We start from the raw sequence: 23,339 nt of genomic DNA on the forward strand, positions 1-23,339 counted from the left end.
GCGCTGCGGAGCGAGGGATAGCGTGTCGGCATGTCCCAGACGCCTCCGCTGCTGCGCGTCCGCGGCCTGCACCGCCGGTTCGGTAACCTCGACGTCATCACCGATCTCGACCTCGACCTCGAGGCGGGCCGCGCCCTGGCGATCACCGGGCCCAACGGCTCGGGCAAGTCGACGGCCCTGCGCTGCATCGCCGGCGCCGACGAGCCGACCGCCGGCACGATCGAGCTGGACGGCGCGGCACTCGACGAGCGGTCACCCGCCGTACGCCGCGACCTGGCCGTCGTGATGGACGACATGAGCTTCTTCCCCGACCTCAGCGTCGTCGAGCACCTCGATCTGCTGGCGCGGGCTCACAGCATCGAGGAGGTCGAGGAGGTGGTCGACGCCGTGCTCACCGACGTCGGCCTCCTCGCCCAGGCCGGCCAGCTGCCCGGCACGTTGTCGTCGGGCCAGCGCCGCCGCCTCGCGCTCGCCACCGCATTCGTACGTCCTCGACGCCTGCTGATCCTCGACGAGCCGGAGCAACGGCTCGACGCCGGCGGCCTGGCCTGGCTCGCGGACCGGCTCAACGCCGAGAAGCAGCAGGGCCTCGGCATCCTGCTGGTCAGCCACGACACGACACTCGTCGAGGCCGTCGCCGACGACGTGCTGGCCCTGGAGGCTCGGTGACCCGAGCTTCCCGGCGCGACGTCCGGGAGCTGCGCCGGCAGGCGCGGGAGTGGCGGCGCGGGCGTGCTGACACGACCCTGATGGAGGTGCTGTCGGACGCGTACATCGCGCTCTTCGCGACCACCATGCTGTCGGCGATGGCGATCAGCGCGATCCACCAGACCCGCCTCAGCATCGCGGACAGCTGCACGACATCGGAGTGCTCGGACGCCCGGTTCTCGTCGACGTGGGTGTGCCTCACAGCGATGCTCGCGGTCACGCTGGCACTGGCGCGCGTCCTCGGTCCCGTCCAGGTGTCGCCCGCCGAAGGCTCCTGGCTGCTCGCGACCCCGGTCGACCGCGCCGCCGTGCTGCGGCCGCGCCTGGGCCTCGTCGCCGCCATATCCGCCCTCGCCGCCGCCGTCGTCGGATCGATCGCCTCCACCCTCGCCGGTTTCGATCCTCCGGCCATCGGGCTCGTCGCGGCCGCCGCCATGGCCAGCGGGATCGCCGCAGCGATGCTCGCTGCCCTGGCGCAGCCTCGCGGCGGCTGGATCGTTCGCATCCTCGCGTGGCTCCTGGGCACCGCCACCTGGGTGGCCTTGGTGTTCATCGCGTCCGACGTCATGCCGTCGGCTCCGACCTCAGCGCCGTGGACTGCCGTCACCGGGGCGACGATCGCCGGCGCGATCTGGATCGGTGCCCTGGGCCTGGTGATCGCCGGGGCCCGCAACCTGTCGCGGATCCACCGCAACCGGCTCGTGCCGGGCGGCGCCCTGCTGGCCAACCTCTCCGGCGCGCTCGCCGGCCTCGACCTGACGATGATGTACGACATCCTGGTCGCCCAGAAGTGGTTGATCCGCTCGACCGTCAAGCCCGTACGCAGCGGTCCGAAGGGGCCGTGGGCCCTGGTGTGGCGCGACGTCATCAGGCTTCGACGCTCCGTGCCCTCGCTGCTGATCCTGGCCGGGGCGGTCGTCGTGCCCTACCTGGTACACGCGGTCGACCTCCGCACGCTCGTGGTCCTCGCCGGTGCGCTGACGTTGTTCGTGACCGGCGTGCCGCTGTGCTCGGCGCTGCGTACGACGAGTCGCAACGCCGGCCTCGTGCGGTGCTTCCCCATGCCCGCCGCGACCGTGCGCGGCGCCTGCCTGGTCGTACCCGCAGCCGTCACCCTGCTGTGGTCGCTCGCCGCCCTGCCGGCTGTGCACGCGGGGACGTCCGCGACCTGGGCGGCGAGCATCTCGATCGCGGTCGCCATGGGCATGACGGCGCTGGCCGCGATGGCGCGCTGGCTCCTGGCACCGCCGCCGAGCTACGCCCAAAGCCTCGTGTCGTCACCCGCCGGTGGCATCCCGCCGGGTCTGGCCTTCAGCCTGCTGCGCGGCTTCGACGTGCTGGTCCTCGCGACGGCGCCGATCCTGATCTCGCCCACCTCCACCGGTGCGTTCGTGTCGCTGCTGCTCTCCGCAGGCGTCCTGGGCATCGTCGTCCGCCGCGACTGAGGTCAGGCCGGAGGCGCCAACATCGCCATCAGGGTGTCGATGAACGCAGGGCGTGGCTGGATCCCCTTGCGGCTGCCGATCAGCTTGGGCACGGCGGCCCGCTGGAGCGCGTCGTTGACGATCATCGCCGCGACGACCTTGGGGTCGACGTCCGGGCGTACGACACCGGCGTCCTGCTTGGCCGTGACGTAGAGCGCGATGTTCGCGATGCCGCGGTGCGGCCCGTAGTCGCTCTCGTGCATGTAGGCGTGCAGGGAGTCGCGGAGGCCGGCATCGGACTGCGCCGCCATCATGACGTCGAGGCTGCCGTTGAGGAACGTCTCGATGCCCTCGGACATCGCCGTCACGGTGGTGCGGAGGTCGTCCGTCTCGGGGTCGATCCGGTCGAGGTGCATGGGCTCGAGCGTGTTCTCGAAGACCGCCTTGAGCAGGCCGAAACGGTCCTCGAAGTGATAGAACACGCTGCCCTCGGAGACCTTGGCACGCGCGGCGACGTCACGCGTCGTGACCTTGGCCATGCCCTTCTCGCGAAGCAGCTCCTTGGTGGCGCGCAGGATCTCCTCACGCCCTCCTGAGGGCGGTCGGCCGCGGCGCTTCGGGGTCTCGGTCATCCCCATCACCCTAGCGTCCGGAACTCGTTCGGCCATCTTTATTGAGTTTCAACTCAGGATATGTCATCTTTATCTGAGTAGAGACTCAATAAAGGGGCAATCATGTCATCGACGACTGCAGAACCGTCTGTCCTCGCCACGTCGCGAGGCAAGCTCATCCTCATCCTGTTGTGCTCGGTCGGGTTCCTCGACCTCATCGACGTCACGATCGTCAACGTCGCGTTGCCGGCCATCCGGGACGACCTCGGCTTCTCCGTCCAGGAGCTCCAGTGGGTGCCCAGCGCCTACCTGCTGACGTACGGCGGCTTCATGCTGCTCGGCGGCCGGGCGGCCGACCTGCTGGGACGCCGGCGGGTGCTCGTCGCCGGCATCGCACTGTTCGGCATCTCGTCGCTCGTCGGCGGATTCGCCGACACCTCCACCGTGCTGGTGGGCGCCCGGCTCGTGCAGGGCGTCGGGGCAGCCCTCACGATTCCCGCGACGCTCTCGATCATCACCACGACGTTCACCGACGGCCCGGACCGCCACAAGGCGTTCGGCGCCTGGGCCGCGGTCGGCGGCCTCGCGTCAGCCGTCGGCGTGCTGCTGGGCGGCGTGCTCACGGAGGGACCCGGCTGGCGGTGGGTCATGTTCATCAACCCGGTCATCTGCGCCATCCTGCTCCCGGCGATCTACGCGGTGATCCCCGACGACCGCCCGGCCGTGCGTCGCCGCGGCTTCGACCTGGTCGGCACGATCCTGGCGACGGGAGCCATGCTGCTGCTGGTCTACACGCTCGTCGAGGCTCCCGACCGCGGCTGGGACGCCGCGCGGACGATCGCCGGGCTGGCCGGAACGGTCGTGCTGGCCGCCCTCTTCATCTGGGTCGAGAGCCGCACCCGCAACCCGCTCGTCCCGTTCACGATCTTCCAGGTCCGCGGGCTCGCAGCCGCCAACATCACCCAGTTCGTCGCGTTCGCGGGGTTCATCTCGATGTTCTTCTTCCTGAGCCTCTACATGCAGGGCATCCTCGGGTTCTCCCCCATCCAGACGGGACTGGCGTATCTCCCGGTCTGCGTCGTGATCGGCGTCTCTGCCGGTATCGCGACGGCGCTGATCGCGAAGGTGGGCACTCGAGTCCTGGTGGTCACCGGCGGCCTGGTGACCGCGATCGGGATCTACCTGTTCTCGCTGATGCCGGTCGACGGTTCGTACGTGTCGGACCTGCTGCCGGGCATGATCGTGATGTCGTCGGGCATCGGGCTCGTCTTCGTGGCCCTCATCAACGCCGCCAACGCCGGGGTGCCCGAGGAGCAGGCCGGCCTGGCCGCCGCGCTGCTCAACTCGTCGCAGCAGGTCGGCGGCGCGCTCGGCCTGGCCGTGCTCTCCGCGATCGCCACCTCACGGACCAACGATGTCCTGGCCGGCCACGGCGCTCCTCCTGCCGCGCTCGTCGAAGGGTTCCAGCGCGGGCTGCTGTTCGGCAGCATCTTCCTCGTCGCCGGCGCGCTGACGGGCTTGCGTACGACCAACACCCGCGAGCTGCAGGAAGCCGCAGCATGACCGAGTCGATCTCCCGTGTCGTCAGCCTGGTGCTCGGCGGCCTCTTCACGGGCTTCCTGGTCACGGTCATGGTGCTCGAGCTGTCGATGCGTGACCTGGGCGCATCGGCGTACACCCAGGTGCGCCAGGTCGAGCTCGACCACCTGGACGTGCTCGCCACCGCGATGCTCCTGCCGACCGCGGCGGCCGTGATCATCCTGGTCTGCCTGGGACTCAGGCGTGGGGCACCCGGCCTGGGTCTCTACTCGGTCGCGCTGGTGCTGCTGCTCGTCGTGTTCATGACGACGGTCGTGGTCAACCTGCCGATCAACGCCGATCAGCGGGACTGGTCGATCGCCCGGCCACCGAGCGACTGGGCGAGCGACCGGGACCGCTGGCAGGTCGCCCACGCCGTACGCACCGGTGCGGCCCTGCTGGCGTACGGCTGCCTGCTCGTCGCCTCAGGCGTCCACCGTCGGGCCACGCTCGAGCCGGATCCGGTCGACGGACGCCGGAGGGAGCTGCTGGCTCAGTAGGTCATGCAGTTGCCGAGGCCGAGCCGGGCCAGGCCGGCTCGGTCGCCGGGACCCCAGGTCGTGATCTTGCGCGAGGTGACGGGCTTCATGATCTCGCGGCGGTTGCTGACGTGGCCGAGACCCACGAGGTGTCCGAGCTCGTGCATGATGATCGCCCGCACCTGCGCCGGCCCGTTCGAGGTCCGATAGACCCTGCGCAGCTCCGGCCCGTCGAAGGCCGCCTGACCCGAGACGTACCACTGCTGGTCACCCTGACTGATCCTGACGCTGCCACCGAGGCCGATGATCCCTCCGTCAAGCCCGTCGTACTCCTTGGAGTCGCTGAACGCCACGAGCACCGGGCTCCACGACTTGCCGTAGTGCCGCTGGTTCCGCGGGGCCCGATCGGCGATCGGTGCCTCGTCGGTCGAACCGTCGTCGACGAAGACGAGACCGGTCGCCTTCTCCACCTGGTCGATGGCGGCGTCGAGCTCGTCGCGGACACCGTCGAAGGCCGTTCGGTCGTTGACGACGTAGTGGATGGGGGCGCACGGGTCGTACGTGACGGGCTCCCCGGTCCTGGGCTGCTGGCGCATGAAGATGTACGTGTCGGCACGGGGCACGTTGGTCGGCGGTCGGCCCAACGGACTCGAGGCCGCGCCAGCGGGCGCCACGAGGTTCGCCGCGAGCTCCGCACGGGGATCAGCCTTGGAGGTCCACCCCTGTGGCCCATCGCCGCCGATTCGGCCGATGCCCGACACGATCTGGGTGGTCAGGAAGATCAGCAGGACCGGGCCGACGAACAGCCACCTGAGCTGGAGCCGGCGTTTCGTCGGCGGAACGAGGAACGGGGACGGTGGTGGAGGTGGCGCCGAGGGGACGTACGCGCGCGACGGTTGCGGGGCGTACGTCGGCCGGTGCGGGGTCGGGTCCGGCGCGCGGGGAGGCATCGGCGGAAGGTCTCGCCCCTCCCGCTCGGCGCGCTCGGCGATCTCGCGCAGGCGGCGCTGCATGCGCTCGTCGCCCTTGTCAGCGCCGCGACCGGATCGTCCCTTCACCCCGACAGGATGAACCACGGAGACCGGGTGGCGCTCGCGATTGGCCAGAATGCGCAGCTCAGCTCACGGTAGCCACCAGCGGAACGCCCGGGCGGTAGGCCAGGTGCACGAATGACGGGGCGTTGAGCACCGCGTAGTCGGCCTTGGCGCCGACCGCGAGATGACCGACGTCGTCGCGGCGCAGCGACTGGGCACCGCCCTTGGTCGCGGACCAGAGCGCCTCGCGGGGGCTCATGCCCATGTCGCGTACGGCGACGGCGATGCAGAACGGCATCGACGAGGTGTAGGAGCTGCCGGGGTTGCAGTCGGTCGCCAGCGACACCGTGACGCCGGCGTCGAGCAGCCGTCGCGCGTCGGGGTAGGGCTGGCGGGTCGAGAACTCGACACCCGGCAGCAGCCCGGCGACGGTGTCCGAGCCGGCGAGCGCGTCGACATCGGCATCGCTGAGGTACGTGCAGTGGTCCGCGGCCGCGGCGCCGAGCTCCACGGCGAGCTGCACCCCAGGGCCATGGCCGAGCTGGTTGGCGTGGATGCGTGGGAGCAGCCCGGCAGCCTTCCCTGCCTCGAGGACGGTGCGCGCCTCGTCCGCGCCGAACGCCCCCTCCTCGCAGAACACGTCGATCCATCGGGCGTACGGGGCGCACTTCTCGAGCATCGGCCCGGTGACGAGGTCGACGTACGCGTCGACGCCACTCCCCTCCGGCACGACATGGGCGCCGAGGAAGGTCGTCTCGTCGGTGAGCTCGCCGGCGATCGCGAGCGACCGGGCCTCGTCGAGGACCGTGAGGCCGTAGCCGCTCTTGATCTCGGCGGTCGTCGTGCCCTGCGCCCTCATCTCCGCGAGGTGGCGGGCCACGTTGGCGCGGAGCTGCTCGTCGGGTGCTGCCCGCGTGGCGGCGACCGTCGTGCGGATGCCACCCGCGGCGTACGGCTCCCCGGTCATACGTGCTTCGAACTCGGCCGACCGGTCGCCGGCGAACACGAGGTGCGTGTGCGAGTCGACGAAGCCGGGGATCACGGTGGCACCGCCGACATCGCTCGACGAGTCGGCTTCCGGAGCATCGGCCCGGTGGCCGAACCAGACGATGCGACCTGCCTCGACGACGAACGCGGCGTCGTGCAGGATCGGCCGGTCGGCGTCCCACGTCACGAGCTCACCGATGTTGGTCACCAGGTGCGCGGTCATGTACGACTCCAGCATGCGTCGATCGCTGCCTCGAGCTGCTCCGCGACATCGCTGCGGTCGCCGAGGACGTCCTCCGCACTCGCGGCCCACAGCACCTCGTCAGCGCCCGCCGTGCGTACGGACTCGCCGATCTCGATCGTCTCGCCACCGGCGAAGCCCAGCGACTCATGACCCGTCGAGCTCGCGGCCCGCCAGAGCTGCTCGGCGCTCCAGGCACCACGTACGCCGGAGGCCAGCCGCTGGTGCATCTCGACGGAGCGGGCCTCGGCGAACATGTCGATGACGGTATTGCTGTCCGAGCCCAGTGTCAGCCTCGCCCCGGCCTCACGGAGCGCGACGCTCGGCCCGATGCCGTCCGCGAGCTCCGCCTCGGTCGTCGGGCAGAAGCACACGTACGCCCCGGCGTCTCCCAGCGTCGCGACGTCATCAGGCGTCAGGTGCGTCGCGTGGACGGCGGTGGTGCGGGGTGTCCAGGCGCCGGCATCGGCGAGCAGCGCGACCGGCGTCAGCCCGGTCGCCGCCAGGCACTCCTCGTTCTCAGCAGGCTGCTCCGAGACGTGCACGTGCAATGGCGCATCAGGGAACGCGTCGGCGACGGTCGCCAGCTGGGCGCGGGGGACGGCACGTACGGAGTGGATCGCGGCGCCGATGACGACGTCGTCCTCGCCCGCGTGCTTCCGGGCCAGGTCGCCGACGCGCGACGCCCACGCATCGGCGTCGCCGTCACTGAACCTTCGCTGCACGCCCTCGGGGTCCCTGCTCCTTGAGCCTGTCGAAAGGCCGAAGCCTGCCGCGAGGTAGCACGTGTCGAGCAACGCGATGCGTAGGCCGGCCTCACGGGCAGCGGCGATCAGTGCCTCGCCCATTGCGTTGGGATCGTCGTACGCCCGACCGTCCGGCTGGTGGTGGAGGTAGTGGAACTCGCCGACGCTGCGGATGCCTGCGGCATGCATCTCGGCGTACGTCGCCCGAGCCAGGTCGAACAGCAGGTCAGGGTCCAGCACCGCCGCGAGGGCGTACATCTGGTCGCGCCAGCTCCAGAACGAGTCGGCGCCCGTGACGCGCCCGCGCAGCGCGCGGTGGAAGACATGGCTGTGGCAGTTGGCGAACGCCGGGACGGTCGTCACGCGAGGTCCTCGACGACGGCGGCCAGCGCATCGACACCGGCCTCGCAGTCGGCGTCCTCGGCGAACTCGGCCGGCGAGTGCGAGACGCCCGTCGGGTTGCGGATGAACAGCATCGCCGTCGGCACGTGTGGGCTGAGCACGCCGGCATCGTGGCCGGCGCCGGTGGGCAGCACCGGCGCATCCAGCAGTGTCGCCAGGCGATCGCGCAGCGGTGCATCGAACTCGACGGCGGGGCTGACCGACTCAGTCGTCAGGGTCACGGTCGTGCCGTCGGGGTCGGCGGCGGCACGGGCCTGGTGGACCAGGGCGTCGACCAAGGCGTCGAGCTGTCCCTCATCCGCGGCACGTGCGTCGAGCCATGCCCGTACGCGTGAGGGGATCGCGTTGGTCCCGCCGGGCTCGACCTCGAGCCGCCCGAACGTGGCCCGGGCTCCCGCGGCAGTGGCGAGCCGGCGGGACGCCAGCACGGTCGCGGCATACGCCTGCATCGGATCGTGACGGTCCTCCATCAGCGTCGCCCCGGCATGGTTGGCCTCGCCGCAGAAGTCGAGCCGCCAGCGACCATGGGGCCAGATCGCGGTGGCGACACCGACGGCCGCGTCGGAGTGGATCAGCGAGCGGCCCTGCTCGACGTGCAGCTCGACGAACGTCCCGATGCTCTCGAGGAGGTTCGTACGCCCGACAGCCCGTGGGTCTCTTCCCCGTGCGGTCAGCACCTCGGCGAGCGTCAGGCCGTCGCGGTCCTTGAGGCCGAGCGCCTTGGCGGGGTCGAGCGCGCCGGTGACGAGCTGCGACCCGGCGCAGGCGATGCCGAAACGGGCGCCCTCCTCGTCGGCGAAGTTGCCCACGACGACCGGCCGGTTCGGGGCGAAGCCGTCGGCGCGCAGCCTGTCGATCGCGGCGAACGACGATACGACGCCGAGCGGGCCGTCGTACGCTCCACCGTCGGGCACCGAGTCGAGGTGCGAGCCGATCAGCAGGGCGTCGTCGCCGCTGCCCCACCACGCGAACTGGTTGCCGTTGCCGTCCTCGACGAGCTCCATGCCGCGGCCCGCCGCCTCGCCGGCGAACCACTCGCGCAGCTCCATGTCGGCGTCGCTCCACGCGAAGCGGCGATAGCCGCCGGTCCGCGGATCAAGCCCGATGTCAGCGATCGCGTCAAGCATGGTCACGTCCTTTCGACAAGCTCAAGGACCATGTGGCCACTCGAGCGATCGGTCGTTGAGCCTGGGGAAACGACAACCACCGGGATCAGCCCTCCAGCATGGGCACTCGGAGGCCGCGTTCCTTCGCCACCTCGGCGGCCCGGTCGTAGCCGGCGTCGACGTGGCGCATGACTCCCGTGCCCGGGTCGTTGACCAGGACGCGCTCGATCTTCTGGGCCGCGAGCTCGGTGCCGTCGGCGACGATGACCTGACCGGCGTGGATCGAACGGCCGATGCCGACGCCGCCGCCGTGGTGGATCGACACCCAGGTCGCACCCGAGGCGGTGTTGAGCAACGCGTTGAGCAGGGGCCAGTCCGCGATCGCGTCGGAGCCGTCGGCCATCGCCTCGGTCTCGCGATAGGGCGAGGCCACCGAGCCGGAGTCGAGGTGGTCGCGGCCGATCACGACCGGTGCGCTGAGCTCACCGGACGCCACCATCTCGTTGAACCGCAGCCCGGCGAGGTGCCGCTCCTGGTAGCCGAGCCAGCAGATGCGAGCCGGCAGGCCCTCGAAGTGCACCTTCTCCTGCGCCTTGGTGATCCAGCGCGCCAGGTGCTCGTCCTCGGGGAACAGCTCGAGGATCGCGCGGTCGGTCGCGGCGATGTCGGCCGGGTCGCCGGACAGCGCGGCCCAGCGGAACGGGCCCTTGCCCTCGCAGAACAGCGGCCGGATGTACGCCGGGACGAATCCGGGGAACTCGAAGGCGCGCTCGAACCCGCCCAGGCGGGCCTCCTCGCGGATCGAGTTGCCGTAGTCGAAGACCTCGGCGCCGGCGTCCATGAAGCCGACCATCGCGCGTACGTGCTTGGCCATCGACGCGCGCGCCTTGTCGGTGAACCCGGCGGCGTCGCGCTCGGCCTCGGCGTGCCAGTCGGCGACCGAGATGCCCTCGGGCAGGTAGCTCAGCGGGTCGTGCGCGCTGGTCTGGTCCGTCACGATGTCGATCGGGGTGCCGCGTTCGAGCAGCTCCGTGAACACGGTCGCGGCGTTGCCGACGATGCCGACCGAGAGGGCACGGCCCTCGTTCTTGGCTGCCACTGCACGGTCGACCGCCTCGTCGAGGTCGGTCCAGTACTCGTCGAGGTAGCCGTGCTTGACCCGGCGCTCCAGTCGCGTCTCGTCAACGTCGACGACCAGCGCGACGCCCTCGTTCATCGTCACGGCCAGTGGCTGCGCGCCACCCATGCCGCCCGCGCCACCGGTCAGCGTCAACGTGCCGGCGAGCGTGCCGCCGAACCTCTTGCGCGCCACGGCGCCGAACGTCTCGTAGGTGCCCTGCAGGATGCCCTGCGTGCCGATGTAGATCCACGAGCCCGCGGTCATCTGGCCGTACATCGTCAGGCCCTCGGCCTCGAGCTTGCGGAACTCCGGCCACGTCGCCCAGTCGCCGACGAGGTTGGAGTTGGCGATCAGCACGCGCGGCGCCCACTCGTGCGTACGGAAGACGCCCACCGGCTTGCCGGACTGCACCAGCAAGGTCTCGTCATCCCCGAGGGTCTCGAGCGTGCGGACGATCGCGTCGTACGCCTCCCAGCTCCGCGCCGCGCGACCCGTGCCGCCGTAGACGACGAGGTCCTCCGGGCGCTCGGCAACCTCGGGGTCGAGGTTGTTCATCAGCATGCGCATCGGCGCCTCGGTCTGCCACGACTTCGCGGTCAAGGTCGAGCCATGGGCAGCACGGACGGTGGGTCGGTCAGTCATGTTCGGTCCTTGAGCTTGTCGAAAGGACATCGGTGGTCTCGACAAGCTCGACCAGCGATGAATGGGCGGCATCCAGCAGGGAGCCGTCGCGGACGAGCTCCGTGGCGGCCTCAAGATCGGGTGAGAGGTGGCGGTCGGGTCCGGGCCCGGCGACCTTCGTACGCAGCACCGCGATCGCGGCACCCGTCGCGGCCGACGGCTCGAGCGGAGCCCGCAGGTCGATTCCGCGCGCGGCGGTCAGGATCTCGATCGCCAGCACGCGGGTCAGCAGGTCCACGGACGTACGCAGCTTGCGTGCCGCCGACCAGCCCAGCGAGACGTGGTCCTCCTGCATCGCGCTCGACGGGATCGAGTCGACGCTGGCCGGCGCCGCGAGCCGCTTGAGCTCGGACACCATCGCGGCCTGCGTGTACTGCGCGATCATGTGCCCCGAGTCGACGCCCGGATCGTCGGCGAGGAACGGCGGCAGCCCCTGGCTGCGCGTCACGTCGAGGAACCGGTCCGTACGCCGCTCGCTCATGCTCGCCACGTCGGCGACCGGGATCGCGAGGAAGTCCAGCACGTACGCCAGCGGCGCTCCGTGGAAGTTGCCGTGCGACTCGATGCGACCGTCGTCGAGCACCGAGGGATTGTCGATCGCCGACGCGAGCTCACGACCGGCGACCGTCGCTGCGTGCTCGAGGGTGTCCCGCGCCGCACCATGCACCTGCGGAGCGCACCGCAGTGAGTACGCGTCCTGCACGCGACCGTCGCCGTGCCGGTGGCTCGACACGATCGGCGACCCGGCCAGCAGCGCCGCCATGTGCGCCGCCGACTCGGCCTGGCCCGGGTGCGGGCGCAGCGCCTGCAGGTCGGCAGCGAGCACGCGATCCGTCGCCATGAGCCCCTCGATGCTCATCGCGGCGGCCAGGTCGGCGGTGTCGAGCAGGCGGCGCAGGTCGTGCAGGGCCAGCACCAGCATCCCCAGCATGCCGTCGGTGCCGTTGATCAGCGCGAGGCCCTCCTTCTCGGCGAGCTCGACGGGCTGGAGGCCGTGCGCGGCGAGCGCCTCGGCTGCGGGACGTACGACCCCGTGGTCGTCCACCTCACCCTCGCCCATCACCGCGAGCGCGCAGTGTGACAGCGGCGCGAGGTCACCGGAGCAACCGAGGCTGCCGTACTCCCGGACGACCGGCGTCAGCCCGGCATTGAGCATCGACGCGTACGCCTCGGCGGTCTCCAGGCGTACGCCCGTGTGGCCACTCGCGAGGGTCGAGAGCCGCAGCAGCATCAGCGCGCGCACGACCTCGTCCTCGACGCGCGGACCGGTGCCGGCGGCGTGCGACCGGATCAGGCTCTTCTGCAGCTGGGTGCGCAGGCCGGGCTCGATGTGCCGCGTCGCAAGCGCGCCGAAGCCCGTCGAGATGCCGTAGACCGGGACGTCCGACGCAGCCAGCTCGTCGACGTACGCCCGGGCCCGCTTGATCGCGTCCCGCGCCTCAGGGCTCAGCTCGACGGTGGCACCCTCCCGCGCGACGCGCACGACATCGTCCGGCGCCAGCGCGCCCACTCCCACGGTCACCAAAGCCATGTCTCCATTGCACGCCTCCGCGCCTCCAGCCGCCACAGCGATCCACACGAATCCGTCTCGTATGCGAGACACTGGGCTCATGCCCCGCTCCGTGCCCGCCGCGACCGCCGCCCTCCGGGTGCTCAGGTACCTGTCCGGCCAGCCGGTCCCGGTCTCCGCCGCCCGCATCGCCGGCGAGCTGGGGCTGCCGCGCTCCTCGGCGTACCACCTGCTGACCGCGATGGCCGGCGAGGACTTCGTCGTCCACTACCCGGACGACCGCACCTGGGGCATCGGCATCGCGGCGTGGGAGGTCGGCCACGGCTTCGCCCGCCAGGAGCCGCTCGCCCGGCTGGCGCGCGTGCCTCTCGCCCGGCTCGTCGACCGGGTCGGACAGTCGGCCCACCTCGTCGTGCTGCACGGCGCGGACGTGCTCTACGTGATCGAGGAGCGGGCGCCCGGCCGGCCACCGCTCGTCACCGACGTGGGCGTACGGCTGCCGGCCCACCTGACCGCGTCGGGGCGCGCGATCCTCGCCTCGCTGCCGGCCGCGCAGGTCACGGCGCTCTATCCCGGCAAGGGCGCGTTCACCTCCCGCACCGGAGCGGGCCCGCAGTCGCCGACCGAGCTGCGCCGCCTGCTGGTCACGACCCGACAGCGGGGCTATGCGACGGAGGACGGCGAGGTCACCGAAGGGTTCGCCTCGATCGCCGCGCCCATCGACGCCGGTACGATCCATGCGTCGGTCGCGGTCACCTGGGAGAGCCGCACCCCGGTCGGCGACCTGGTCGACGACGTACGCGCGACGGCCGCCGAGATCGCCCGCCGGCTCCGCCACACGTGACCCGGACCACACCTGGCTCGTTGGGTTACTCACCGGTACCCCAAGGAGTCCCATGCGTACGAGTCGTCCCCTCCTCGCCCTCGCGGCGGCAGCACTGACCAGCGCGGCCCTCGTCGCGGCGCCCACGCTCTCGGCCGATGCCGCGACACCGCCTGCGACGACCCTGCACTTCAAGGTCAACGTCGGCCCGCTCGGCACGCAGGTGTGCGACATCGTCGGCGACCTCTACCTCCCCGAGGGCGCCAGCAGCACCAACCGCGTCCCCGCGATCCTGACCACCAACGGCTTCGGCGGCTCCAAGGACGACCAGGCCGGCATCGGCAAGGCGTTCGCGGCCCGCGGCTACGCCGTGCTGTCCTACTCGGGACTCGGCTTCGGCGGCTCGAGCTGCAAGATCACGCTCGACGACCCCGACTACGACGGCAAGGCCGCGACCCAGCTCGTCAGCTACCTCGGCGGCAAGTCCGGGATCGCGTTCACCGACGCCGCCCACAAGACACCCGCGCCCGTGCTCGACGTGATCCGCAAGGACACCGTCGACCACGCAGGTCACGCCGTCGCCAACGACCCCCGCGTGGGCATGGTCGGTGGCTCGTACGGTGGCGCGATCCAGTTCGCCGCGGCGTCGCTCGACAAGCGCATCGACACGATCGTGCCGATGATCACCTGGAGCGACCTGTCGTACTCGCTGGCGCCCAACAACACGTCGCAGACGGTCGGGGTCAGCACGTCGACCCCGGGTGCCGCGAAGCTGCTGTGGGCCCTCGGCTTCACCGTCTCGGGCATCCAGAACGGCGTGAGCAACGCCCAGACCAACCCGACCCGCCTGATCGGCTGCCCCAACTTCGCCTCGTTCGTCTGCCCGGCGTTGGTCAACGCCGCCGCGACCGGCACCCTGACGCCGGGCGAGGTCGCCTCGCTGCGCCACGCCTCGGCCACCAGCTACATCTCCAAGGTCAAGGTGCCGACCCTGATCTTCCAGGGCCAGGGCGACACGCTCTTCAACCTCAACGAGGGCATCGCCAACTACCGCGCCCTCAAGGCCCAGGGCACCCCGGTCAAGATGGTCTGGACCAAGTGGGGCCACTCCGAGAGCGCCGCACCCGGCGAGATCGATCTCGGCAACCCGGACCCGACGACGCAGGACAACACCCGGCGGGTGGCGGACTGGTTCGACCACTACCTCAAGGACTCGTCGGTCGACACCGGACCGGAGTTCACCTACTTCCGCGACTGGGTCCCCTACTCCGGCATCGCCACTCCCGCGTACGCCACGGCTGCGTCCTACCCGGTCGGCGCGTCCGCGAAGCTCTACCTGTCGGGCAAGGCGCTCAGCGCTTCGGCAACGGGTCTGACGGCCGGCTCACAGACGTTCCTGACACCGGTCGCGGGCATCCCGACCTCGACCGATCCGGCGGACGCGTTCGGTGACGTGATCTCGTTGCCCGAGCTCGACCTGCCGGGTACGTCCGCGGCATTCACGACGTCCGCGCTGGCCTCACCCGTCGACGTGGTCGGGTCACCGACCCTCGACCTCAAGGTCAAGGCCGTCGTCGCCGAGACGACGCAGAACGTCGGGTCGCCGGCCAAGCTCGTGCTGTTCGTCAAGATCGCGGACGTCGACGCAGCCGGCAAGGCGACGATCGTGCACAACCTCGTCGCTCCCGTCCGGGTGCCCGACGTACGCCAGACGTTCCGGGTCACGTTGCCCGCGATCGCCCACCGCTTCGAGGCCGGTCACTCGCTGCGGCTGATCATCGCCGGCGGGTCGACCAACTATCGCGGCGGCCTGACGCCCAACATCGTCACGATCGCGACCGGCACGACCGGACAGGTCCTGACCCTGCCGGTCGTGAACTGAGTCTCGGGGACCCTTGAGCCTGTCGAAGGAGCCCCTTCGGCAGGCTCAAGGGCCGGGGTTGGCTCAAGGGGGCCGGACCGAATCAGGCGTCGCGCTTCTGGAACAGCGCGAACCCGGCCAGGCTCAGCAACGCGATCTCGCCGACGAACACCGCGAAGCCGGTCCACGGCGACAGCATGTTGTCACCGAACGAGACCGGCACCACGATGCCGGGGCCCGCGTTGCCGGGCATGAGCTTCATGACCCACTCGCCGAACGTGCCGGGGATCAGCGTCACGACCTGGCCGATGATGAAGACCAGGGCGAGGACGATCGAGATCGCCGCGGCGGTGTGGCGCACGAGCAGACCGACAGCAGCAGCGAGCAGTCCGAGGCCGGCCATGTAGAGCCCGGCGCCGAACATCGACCGCAGGATGTGCTCGTCGCCCAACGAGATGCCCACACCCTCGTTGCGGAAGAACGCGTTGCCGCCGAAGTAGCCGGCGAACGCCGTGACGGTGCCGATCACGAACAGGAAGCCGCTCATCACGATCGCCTTGGCCGCGAGGACCCTCGAACGTACCGGCGTCGCTGCGAGGGTCGCGCGGATCAGGCCGGTGCCGTACTCCGAGGTCACCACCAGAGCGCCGATGACCACCGCCGAGATCTGGCTGAAGATCAGGCCCTGGGTGATGTACTCACCGGGCGAGTCGCCGCTCTTGCCGCTGGCGATGTCACCGGCGACAACGCCGGAGATGATCGTCGTGAAGCCGGCGCCGAGGACGATCATCGCGAGCGTCGTCCACCAGGTCGAGCGGATGCTGGAGAGCTTGATCCACTCGGACCTGACGGTACGTCCGAGCGACGGGCTCGTCGGGGGTGCGGCGAGCGTCGTCATGCCGCCACCTCCGTACGGGCGTGGTACTCGACACTGTTCGCGGTGAGCTCCATGAACGCGTCCTCGAGCGAGGAACGTACGAGGGTCAGCTCGTGCAGGAACAGGCCGTGGCTGCCGATCAGCTCGCCAACCGCCGGGGCATCGAGCCCCTGCACGCGCAGCTCGTCGTCGACCCGCGTGACGTCGAGCCCACGACCGACGAGGAGCGCCTCGACGTCGGTCGACTCCGGAGCCTTGACGCGTACGTAGGAGGAGGCGTGCTCGGCCATGAAGTCCTGCAGCGGGCTGTCCGCGAGGATCGTGCCGCGGCCGATGACGATCAGGTGATCGGCCATCAGGGCCATCTCCGACATCAGGTGGCTCGACACGAAGACGGTCTTGCCGTCGTCGGCGAGCTGGCGGGCCAGGGAGCGGACCCAGCGGACGCCCTCGGGATCGAGGCCGTTGACGGGCTCGTCGAGCATGACCACTGGCGGGTCGCCGATCAGCGCGGCGGCGATGCCGAGGCGCTGGCCCATGCCGAGCGAGAAGCGGCCGGCACGCTGCGCGGCCACCGAGTCCAGACCGACGAGCTCGAGCACCTCGCCGACACGCGTCGTGGGGATGCCGTTGCTCGCGGCGAGCCAGCGCAGGTGGTTGCGGGCCGAGCGGCCCGGGTGCACGGCGTGCGCCTCGAGCAGCGCACCGACCTCGCGGAGGGGCGCGGGCGAGGAGACGTAGCGGTGACCGTTGACCGTGACGCTGCCCTTGGTCGGGGCGTCGAGGCCGAGGATCATCCGCATCGTGGTCGACTTGCCGGCGCCGTTGGGACCGAGGAAGCCGGTGACCCGGCCGGGCTCGACCGTGAAGTCGATGCCGTTGACCGCGTTCTTGCCGTCGTACGTCTTGGTGAGTCCTTGGGCGCGGATCATGCGGATCGCCGCCCGGAGTCTGCTGTTGATGTCATGACTCCAGCGTGCTGGCGGTGACCCTTCGGGGACATCAGGGGACGACCCCCGGCAACCCCTGATCGCACCCTGAAGGTCGATAGGTTGGGCCCATGAGCGAGCGCCAGCGAGCGAAACGAAAAGATCTCATGCCGACGGCTTCGTATCGTGGGCTCTTCTTGAAGGCGGCGGCATGACCCACAGCGATCCCGGCAGCGCCGAGTGGCGACATGAGGCGCGGGCGAAGCTGCTCGCGTTCTCCCGGCAGTCGTGGCGCCAGGAGGGCGGCTTCTTCTGGCTCGACGACTCCGGCACGCCCGACCGCGACAAGGTCCTCGAGCTCTGGATCAACGCCCGCATGACGTACGTCTTCTCGCTCGCGCACCTCGCGGGCGAGGACGACGCGTTGCGGATGGCCGGCCACGGCGTACGCGCCCTGTCGACGCTGTTCCACGACGAGGTCAACGGCGGCTGGTACGACCAGGTCGAGTTCGACGGCGACGTGCCGGACCGTACGAAGGGTTGCTACGGCCACGCGTTCGTCCTCCTCGCGGCGGCGAGCGCCCGGGCGGCCGGCGTCGAGGGTGCCGAGGAGCTGCTGGCCGAGGCGGCGCGCATCCACGGGCAGAAGTTCTGGGACGCCGACGAGGGCCGCTGCGTCGAGGAGCTCAGCGAGGACTGGTCGAAGGTCGACGGCTATCGCGGCGCCAACAGCAACATGCACGCGGTCGAGGCCTATCTGGTCGCCGCCGACGTCACCGGTGACGACGTGTGGCGGCAGCGGGCGCTGGCGATCTGCGAGCGCATCATCGGCATCCATGCCCGGGCGCACGAGTGGCGGATCCCCGAGCACTACGACCACGACTGGACGCCGCTGCCGTCCTACAACGAGGAGCAGCCCGCCGACCCGTTCCGGCCCTTCGGCGCGACGCCCGGGCACGCGTTCGAGTGGTCCCGTCTGCTGCTCCAGCTCGCCGCCGGCCTCGAGGAGCCGAGGCCCTGGATCGAGGAGGCGGCCGAGGCGCTCTTCGCGCGGGCCGTCGACGACGCCGTCAGCGACGAGGAGCCCGGCCTGCCCTACACGACCAACTGGCACGGCGAGGCGATCGTCGAGGAGCGGTTCCACTGGGTCATCGCCGAGGCGGTGCTCGCTGCCGAGGCACTGCACGCGTGGACCGGCAAGCGGATCTATGCCGGCCTCGCCGAGCGCTGGTGGTCGGAGATCGACGAGCACTACATCGACCGCGACACGGGCGCGTGGCACCACGAGCTCTCCCCCGCGATGCACCCGACCGCCCGCACGTGGCGCGGCAAGCCCGACGCCTATCACGCGTTCAACGCCCTGACCCTGCCCGATCTGCCGCTCGCGCCGTCGGCCGCGCTGACCCTGGGCGCCGGCGCATGACCGCGCTGATCGTCGGTGAGGCACTCGTCGACGTCGTCCAGCGTCCCGGTGCGGAGCCCGAGCCGCATGCCGGCGGTTCACCGTTCAACGTCGCCGTCGGGCTGTCCCGCCTCGACGTACCGACCCGGCTTGCGGCTCAGCTCGCCGACGACGCGTACGGTGACCTGCTCCGCGACCGGCTCCACGAGTCGGACGTCGTCCTCGACGTCCTCGAGCCGGTGCCCGCCCGTACGTCCAGTGCCCTGGCGACGCTTGCCGACGACGGCAGCGCGTCCTACGAGTTCGACCTCACGTGGGACCCCGCGGCGCTGCCGGATCCCGGCGAGTTCGAGGTCGTCCACGTCGGCTCGCTCGGCACGTCGCTCGAGCCCGGCGCGGCCCTGGTCGCCGACCTCGTCGTGATGGCCGACGCCCTCGGCGTGCCCGTGTCGTACGACCCCAACGTCCGCCTCACGGTCGAGCCGGATCCGGAGGTGTGGCGGCGTACGTTCGAGGCCATCGCGCCCCACGCCGGCATCATCAAGATGAGCGACGAGGACGCCGAGACCCTGTTCCCCGGCGAGGAGCCCGCGGCCCTGGCCGAGCGGCTCGCCGGCGGCGGCGCGCTCGTGGCGATCACGCTGGGCGGCGACGGCGCGATCGTCGCCAACGCACAGGGCGTCGCGACGATCGAGCCGGCGACGGTCTCGGTGGTCGACACGATCGGCGCCGGCGACTCGTTCATGGCGGCGATGCTCGCGTGGTGCGCCGCCTACTCGTGGCCCGCGGCCGACGAGCTCGACCTCACCGAGCTGACGGACCTCGGGATGTACGCCTCGAGTGCCGCGGCGATCACCTGCTCACGGCCCGGCGCCGACCCGCCGCGCACCGCCGACCTCACACCCTGACGCCGCTGCCTGCAACCATGGGGTGATGCGTCGCGCCGTGGCTCCCCTGCTCATCGTGACGGTGGCGCTCGTGCTCGCCGACTCCGCGGTGGTGACGCTCGCACTGCCGGACATCCTCGTGCACCTCGACGCGTCGGTCGGTCAGGTCGCGTGGGTCCTGATCGCGTACAACCTCGTGCTGGGGCTGGCTGCCGTGCCGGCAGCGATGGGGTTCTCGCGCGCGCAGCCACGACTCTTCAGTGCCGTCGGCATCGCGGTGTTCGCCGGCTCGTCGGCGGTGTGCGCCGTCGCGGGCTCGATCGACGTCCTGATCATGGCGCGCTGCTTCCAGGCGATCGGCGGCGCGCTGGCGCTGATCGGCTGCCTCGAGCTGCTCGTCGCGGCGTACGGCGAACGGCGCGGCGTTGCCTCGTGGGTCACCGCCGGAGTGGTCGGCACCGCCCTCGGTCCGGTCGCCGGCGGTCTGCTCACCCAAGCGATCTCGTGGCAGGCCATCTTCGTCGTCCAGGTCCCGGTCGCGGTGCTGGCCGTGCCCGCCGCGCTCGCCGTACGCGCTGCTCCGACGGTGACGCCCGACCGGCACCGCCCGGCCGTACGCGCGAACGTCACCCTCGCGCTGATGTCGGCGGCGCTCACGGCAGCCCTGTTCCTGCTGGTGCTGCTGCTCGTGCAGGGCTGGGGCCGATCGCCCGCGACCGCAGCGGTGACCGTGTCCGTCGTCCCGCTCGCGGCCCTTGCCGCCCGTCCACTCGCCCGGCTGCTGCGGCCACCGTCGGAGGTCGAGGTCGCCGTCGGCTGCTTCCTGGTCGCCGGCGGACTGGTCGGGCTCGCGATCCCACCCTCGGCGGCGCTCGCTTGGACCATCGCGCCCCAGGCCCTGGTCGGCCTGGGCCTCGGGCTGACCGTCGACCAGCTCACCACGCGGGCGATGGAGATGCGCCTGCCCCGCGCGCACCACGCCGGCTGGACGATCGGCGCCCGGCACATCGGCGTAGTCGTCGGGCTGGCGATCCTCACACCGGTGTTCACCGCCGACCTCCGGGACGCGCAGGTGCCGGCTCAGCAGGCGATCACCTCGTTGGTGCTCGACGCACCCCTCAAGCCGCAGGACAAGATCGCCGTCGCCGAGGCACTCGGCAAGGAGCTGTCGGCGCAGGAGCAGCAGGTGCCTGACCTGCACCGCGCCTTCGCCCGGCTCGACCTCGATCCCGCGGAGCGACCCGCCGCAGCGCGGCTCGAGCGCGAGCTCAACGCCCAGGTGGAGCGTGCGGCCACCCGAGCGTTCCGCGACTCGTTCCTCATTGGGGCAGGCCTCGCGCTCCTGGCGCTCGTCACGCTGATCCCGGTCGGTCGACGGAGGCCGAGATGAGTGCGCCGCGTCGCTGGATCGGCCTGCCCGTGGCCGCGGTGGTCCTCGTGTGCGGCGTGGTGGGCGTGCAGCTCGCCAACGGCGGCGGGGACTACGAGCCGCTCCGACCGGCTGACCCGTGCGTCGAACGTACGGTGAACCCGCAGGCCACCGGCATCGACGGGGTCACCGAGCGGCTCGTCCTGCTCGGCATCGATGGCGCCGCGTGCCGCCTCCACGTCAGCCGCGAGGCGCTCACGCTCGAGCTCGCGCAGACCGACGAGCCGACCGATGCCCAGATCGATGCGTTGCGTGCGGGCCTGAAGTCGGCGGTCACCCGCATGAAGGCCGACGGGACGCTGCCCCGGGCGTCGCAGCTCGTCGACGAGTCCCTGGAGTCCGCGGACCTCAACGAGCTGCTCAAGAACGTCATCCGTGCACTGCCGGCGTCGGTGATCGACGCCGCGGTCAAGACCGATGACGTCCTCATCCGCGCGATCGACGACCTCGACCTGCGCGCGGTGCTCACGAACCTCGACGACCAGGACGCGCTCGAGCAGCAGGTCGCGAAGGCCGTCACCAGTGCCGTCACCGCATCGCTCGAGGCCCGCATCCGCGGCCTGGTCTGACGGTTCAGGCGACCGGACGCGCTCCGCGTACGGCCACACAGGCTGCGGCGGCACTGGCACCGCCAGTCAAGGCTCGTCCGGCATCGGCGTCGACCGTCCAAGCGGCGAGGAACCCGGCGCAGAACGCGTCGCCCGCCCCCGTGGTGTCGACGACATCGGTCGGCAGGGCCGGCACGTCATGGCCGCGGAACGATGCGCCCTTGGCTCCGCGGGTCAGCACCACGCGGTCGCCGTCAAGGGCGAGGAAGCCCTGCTCGTCGTCGTTCGGGAACACCAGGTCGGCGCCGTTGAGCCACCCGAGCATCACCTCACGGCCGGCCGCCTCGAGGAACCCGAGCGAGCTGGGATCGATGCTGACCCCCGCCCCCCGAGTCTTCGCCTCGGCGATGAGCCCCTGCACGACCGGGCGCACGCCGTCGTCGAAGAACGAGTAGCCGGTCAGGTGCAGCCAGGTCACGTCGTCCCACACGTCGTCGGGGAGGTCGGCCGCCGTCAGCGTCGTGTTGGCCGCCCGGTCGACGTACATCGTGCGGTCGGCCTCGTCGTCGAGGGTCAGCACGATCGTCGCGGTCGGCAGGTCAGGGTCGCCGCTGATGCGGGCGTCCACGCCGTACGCCTCGAGGGCTGCGGTGTGCCGCGCGACGCCGTCGGCACCGCAGCGGCCGACGAAGCGTACGGGCGTGCCGAGGTGCCCGAGCCAGGCCGCCACGTTGGCCGCGGAGCCGCCGGCCGTCATGCGGATCTCAGAGACGGTGTCGCTCGCCGGGTTGACCGTGCCGAGCGGGCGCACGCCGATGTCGTCGACGAGGTCACCGACGACCAGGATCATCGCGACGCCCAGGACCGGGCGATCTCGCCGGCGACGCGGATGTTGTTCTCGGCGATCTTGAGGTTGACCGCCAGGCTCTCGCCGCCGGTCAGCCCGACGATCGTCTGCAGGAGGAACGGCGTGACCTCCTTGCCGGAGAGGCCCTGCTCGTCGGCCATGCGCAGCGCGTCCGCGAGGGCCCGATCGTGGACAGCAGGGTCGAGCTGCTCGGCGACCGGGAGCGGGTTGGCGACGAGGATCGCGGCGGGCTGGCCCAGCTCGTCGCGGGACGCCATGACGTCAGCCACCGCCGCGGCGTCGGGCACCGCCCAGTCGAGCTCGAACCCGGAGTCCGTGAGCCAGAAGCTGGGGAACTTGTCCGTCCCGAAGCCCAGGACGATCACGCCGAGCGACTCCAGGCGCTCGAGCGTCGCGGGGATGTCGAGGATCGACTTCACGCCGGCCGAGACCACGGTGATCGGCACCTCGGACAGCACCTTGAGGTCGGCGGACTCGTCGAACGTCTCGGCCGCGCCGCGGTGCACACCCCCGAGGCCGCCGGTCGCGAAGACCCGGATGCCGGCCAGGTTGGCGATGTAGGAGGTCGCGGCAACGGTCGTCGCACCACTGCCGCCACGAGCCAGCACGATCGGCAGGTCCCGGACGCTGAGCTTGGGGATGTCCTCGCCCGCGATGCGTACGAGCTCCTCATCGGTCAGCCCGGCCTTGAGCTGGCCGTCCAGCACCGCGATCGTCGCCGGCACGACACCCATGCCGTTCAGGATCGCCTCGAACCCCCGTGCCGCCTCGAGGTTGTCGGGTCGCGGCAAGCCGTGGGAGATGATCGTCGACTCGAGCGCGACGACCGGCGTACCGGCTTCCAGCGCAGCGGCAACGGCGGGAGAGACGCTCAGGGGAAGACTCACCGCGCCAGCCTAGCCACGCCCCCTCGCTGGGCGGTGACTCAGTCGCCCTTCCCCGTACGAGGCGGTGTCCGGGTCGCCCATCAGCCCTGCCGAAAGGCGACTCACGCACCGCCCAGGAAGGGGAGTCCGAAAAACATCCTCGAAAAGTTGCAAGACCTGTCGGCCCCGATGCTCCTACCTCTGAGCAAGCAACACCACCGA

At 71.0% G+C, this 23,339-nt stretch carries 21 protein-coding genes; 10 read left to right on the top strand and 11 right to left on the bottom strand.

The features are described from left to right. The first annotated feature begins 30 nt into the window (after positions 1–30). Both ASE12_RS10340 and ASE12_RS10345 read left to right on the top strand, forming a co-directional pair. Complete coding sequence (locus tag ASE12_RS10340) at positions 31–669, top strand: ABC transporter ATP-binding protein (protein ID WP_056400036.1); 639 nt, start codon at positions 31–33, stop codon at positions 667–669. Next, entirely contained in the window at positions 666–2,153 is a 1,488-nt protein-coding gene (locus tag ASE12_RS10345; protein WP_157412889.1) for a DUF6297 family protein, read from the top strand. Before ASE12_RS10340 ends, ASE12_RS10345 begins: the two co-directional genes overlap by 4 nt. A gap of 2 nt (positions 2,154–2,155) precedes the next feature. Here ASE12_RS10345 and ASE12_RS10350 read toward each other — a convergent pair whose 3' ends face one another. Next, the gene (locus tag ASE12_RS10350) at positions 2,156–2,764 is read right to left on the bottom strand and encodes a TetR/AcrR family transcriptional regulator (protein ID WP_056400038.1); all 609 of its coding nucleotides are present in this window, start codon (positions 2,762–2,764) and stop codon (positions 2,156–2,158) included. A 102-nt stretch (positions 2,765–2,866) separates the two neighbouring features. On the opposite strand from ASE12_RS10350, the gene ASE12_RS10355 reads away from it, so the two are divergent. Next, positions 2,867–4,306 (top strand): MFS transporter, encoded by a 1,440-nt coding sequence (locus ASE12_RS10355; RefSeq protein ID WP_056400039.1) that lies wholly within the window; start codon positions 2,867–2,869, stop codon positions 4,304–4,306. Further along, entirely contained in the window at positions 4,303–4,821 is a 519-nt protein-coding gene (locus tag ASE12_RS10360) for a DUF1772 domain-containing protein (protein WP_056400040.1), read from the top strand. Before ASE12_RS10355 ends, ASE12_RS10360 begins: the two co-directional genes overlap by 4 nt. On the opposite strand, the gene ASE12_RS10365 is transcribed toward ASE12_RS10360, so the two are convergent. From ASE12_RS10365 to hutH, 6 genes are all read right to left on the bottom strand, one after another. Further along, positions 4,815–5,858: a matrixin family metalloprotease gene (locus ASE12_RS10365; RefSeq protein ID WP_056400043.1), complete on the bottom strand. Its 1,044-nt coding sequence runs from the start codon at positions 5,856–5,858 to the stop codon at positions 4,815–4,817. The genes ASE12_RS10360 and ASE12_RS10365 overlap by 7 nt on opposite strands. 58 nt (positions 5,859–5,916) lie before the next feature. After that, on the bottom strand, positions 5,917–7,044 hold the full coding sequence (gene hutI, locus ASE12_RS10370) for an imidazolonepropionase (protein ID WP_056404734.1): 1,128 nt from the start codon (positions 7,042–7,044) through the stop codon (positions 5,917–5,919). Continuing rightward, a complete protein-coding gene (locus ASE12_RS10375) occupies positions 7,041–8,171 on the bottom strand; it encodes a formimidoylglutamate deiminase (protein ID WP_056400044.1) in 1,131 nt (376 codons plus the stop codon). The genes hutI and ASE12_RS10375 overlap by 4 nt, the downstream gene beginning before the upstream one ends. After that, a complete protein-coding gene (locus ASE12_RS10380; RefSeq protein ID WP_056400047.1) occupies positions 8,168–9,337 on the bottom strand; it encodes an allantoate amidohydrolase in 1,170 nt (389 codons plus the stop codon). The genes ASE12_RS10375 and ASE12_RS10380 overlap by 4 nt, the downstream gene beginning before the upstream one ends. A gap of 85 nt (positions 9,338–9,422) precedes the next feature. Then, a complete protein-coding gene (gene hutU / locus ASE12_RS10385; protein WP_056400048.1) occupies positions 9,423–11,078 on the bottom strand; it encodes a urocanate hydratase in 1,656 nt (551 codons plus the stop codon). Continuing rightward, positions 11,071–12,648: a histidine ammonia-lyase gene (gene hutH, locus ASE12_RS10390; protein WP_056400049.1), complete on the bottom strand. Its 1,578-nt coding sequence runs from the start codon at positions 12,646–12,648 to the stop codon at positions 11,071–11,073. Before hutH ends, hutU begins: the two co-directional genes overlap by 8 nt. A 79-nt stretch (positions 12,649–12,727) precedes the next feature. Between hutH and ASE12_RS10395 the strand changes: the two genes are divergently transcribed. Both ASE12_RS10395 and ASE12_RS10400 read left to right on the top strand, forming a co-directional pair. Beyond that, entirely contained in the window at positions 12,728–13,471 is a 744-nt protein-coding gene (locus ASE12_RS10395; protein ID WP_056400050.1) for an IclR family transcriptional regulator, read from the top strand. A gap of 52 nt (positions 13,472–13,523) precedes the next feature. Further along, entirely contained in the window at positions 13,524–15,332 is a 1,809-nt protein-coding gene (locus tag ASE12_RS10400; RefSeq protein ID WP_056400052.1) for an alpha/beta fold hydrolase, read from the top strand. Positions 15,333–15,414: 82 nt separating this feature from the next. Here the strand turns inward: ASE12_RS10400 and ASE12_RS10405 are convergent, their stop codons facing one another. Then, positions 15,415–16,209, bottom strand: a complete 795-nt coding sequence (locus ASE12_RS10405; RefSeq protein WP_056400053.1) for an ABC transporter permease subunit — start codon at positions 16,207–16,209, stop codon at positions 15,415–15,417. Further along, positions 16,206–17,120, bottom strand: a complete 915-nt coding sequence (locus tag ASE12_RS10410; RefSeq protein WP_056400054.1) for an ABC transporter ATP-binding protein — start codon at positions 17,118–17,120, stop codon at positions 16,206–16,208. The genes ASE12_RS10405 and ASE12_RS10410 overlap by 4 nt, the downstream gene beginning before the upstream one ends. Positions 17,121–17,328: 208 nt before the next feature. On the opposite strand from ASE12_RS10410, the gene ASE12_RS10415 reads away from it, so the two are divergent. From ASE12_RS10415 to ASE12_RS10430, 4 genes are read left to right on the top strand one after another with little or no spacing between them, the layout of a single operon-like run. Continuing rightward, positions 17,329–18,540: an AGE family epimerase/isomerase gene (locus tag ASE12_RS10415; RefSeq protein WP_056400057.1), complete on the top strand. Its 1,212-nt coding sequence runs from the start codon at positions 17,329–17,331 to the stop codon at positions 18,538–18,540. After that, on the top strand, positions 18,537–19,427 hold the full coding sequence (locus ASE12_RS10420) for a carbohydrate kinase (protein WP_056400060.1): 891 nt from the start codon (positions 18,537–18,539) through the stop codon (positions 19,425–19,427). The genes ASE12_RS10415 and ASE12_RS10420 overlap by 4 nt, the downstream gene beginning before the upstream one ends. A 25-nt stretch (positions 19,428–19,452) precedes the next feature. Then, positions 19,453–20,796 (top strand): MFS transporter, encoded by a 1,344-nt coding sequence (locus ASE12_RS10425; RefSeq protein ID WP_056400062.1) that lies wholly within the window; start codon positions 19,453–19,455, stop codon positions 20,794–20,796. After that, a complete protein-coding gene (locus ASE12_RS10430; protein WP_056400063.1) occupies positions 20,793–21,404 on the top strand; it encodes a hypothetical protein in 612 nt (203 codons plus the stop codon). Before ASE12_RS10425 ends, ASE12_RS10430 begins: the two co-directional genes overlap by 4 nt. 4 nt (positions 21,405–21,408) lie before the next feature. Here ASE12_RS10430 and ASE12_RS10435 read toward each other — a convergent pair whose 3' ends face one another. Both ASE12_RS10435 and ASE12_RS10440 read right to left on the bottom strand, forming a co-directional pair. After that, a complete protein-coding gene (locus tag ASE12_RS10435) occupies positions 21,409–22,233 on the bottom strand; it encodes a carbohydrate kinase family protein (RefSeq protein WP_056400064.1) in 825 nt (274 codons plus the stop codon). Then, positions 22,230–23,138, bottom strand: a complete 909-nt coding sequence (locus ASE12_RS10440; RefSeq protein WP_056400065.1) for a pseudouridine-5'-phosphate glycosidase — start codon at positions 23,136–23,138, stop codon at positions 22,230–22,232. Before ASE12_RS10440 ends, ASE12_RS10435 begins: the two co-directional genes overlap by 4 nt. Between the last annotated feature and the right edge of the window lie 201 nt (positions 23,139–23,339).

Source organism: Aeromicrobium sp. Root236 (assembly GCF_001428805.1).
In the GTDB taxonomy this organism is placed as follows: domain Bacteria; phylum Actinomycetota; class Actinomycetes; order Propionibacteriales; family Nocardioidaceae; genus Aeromicrobium.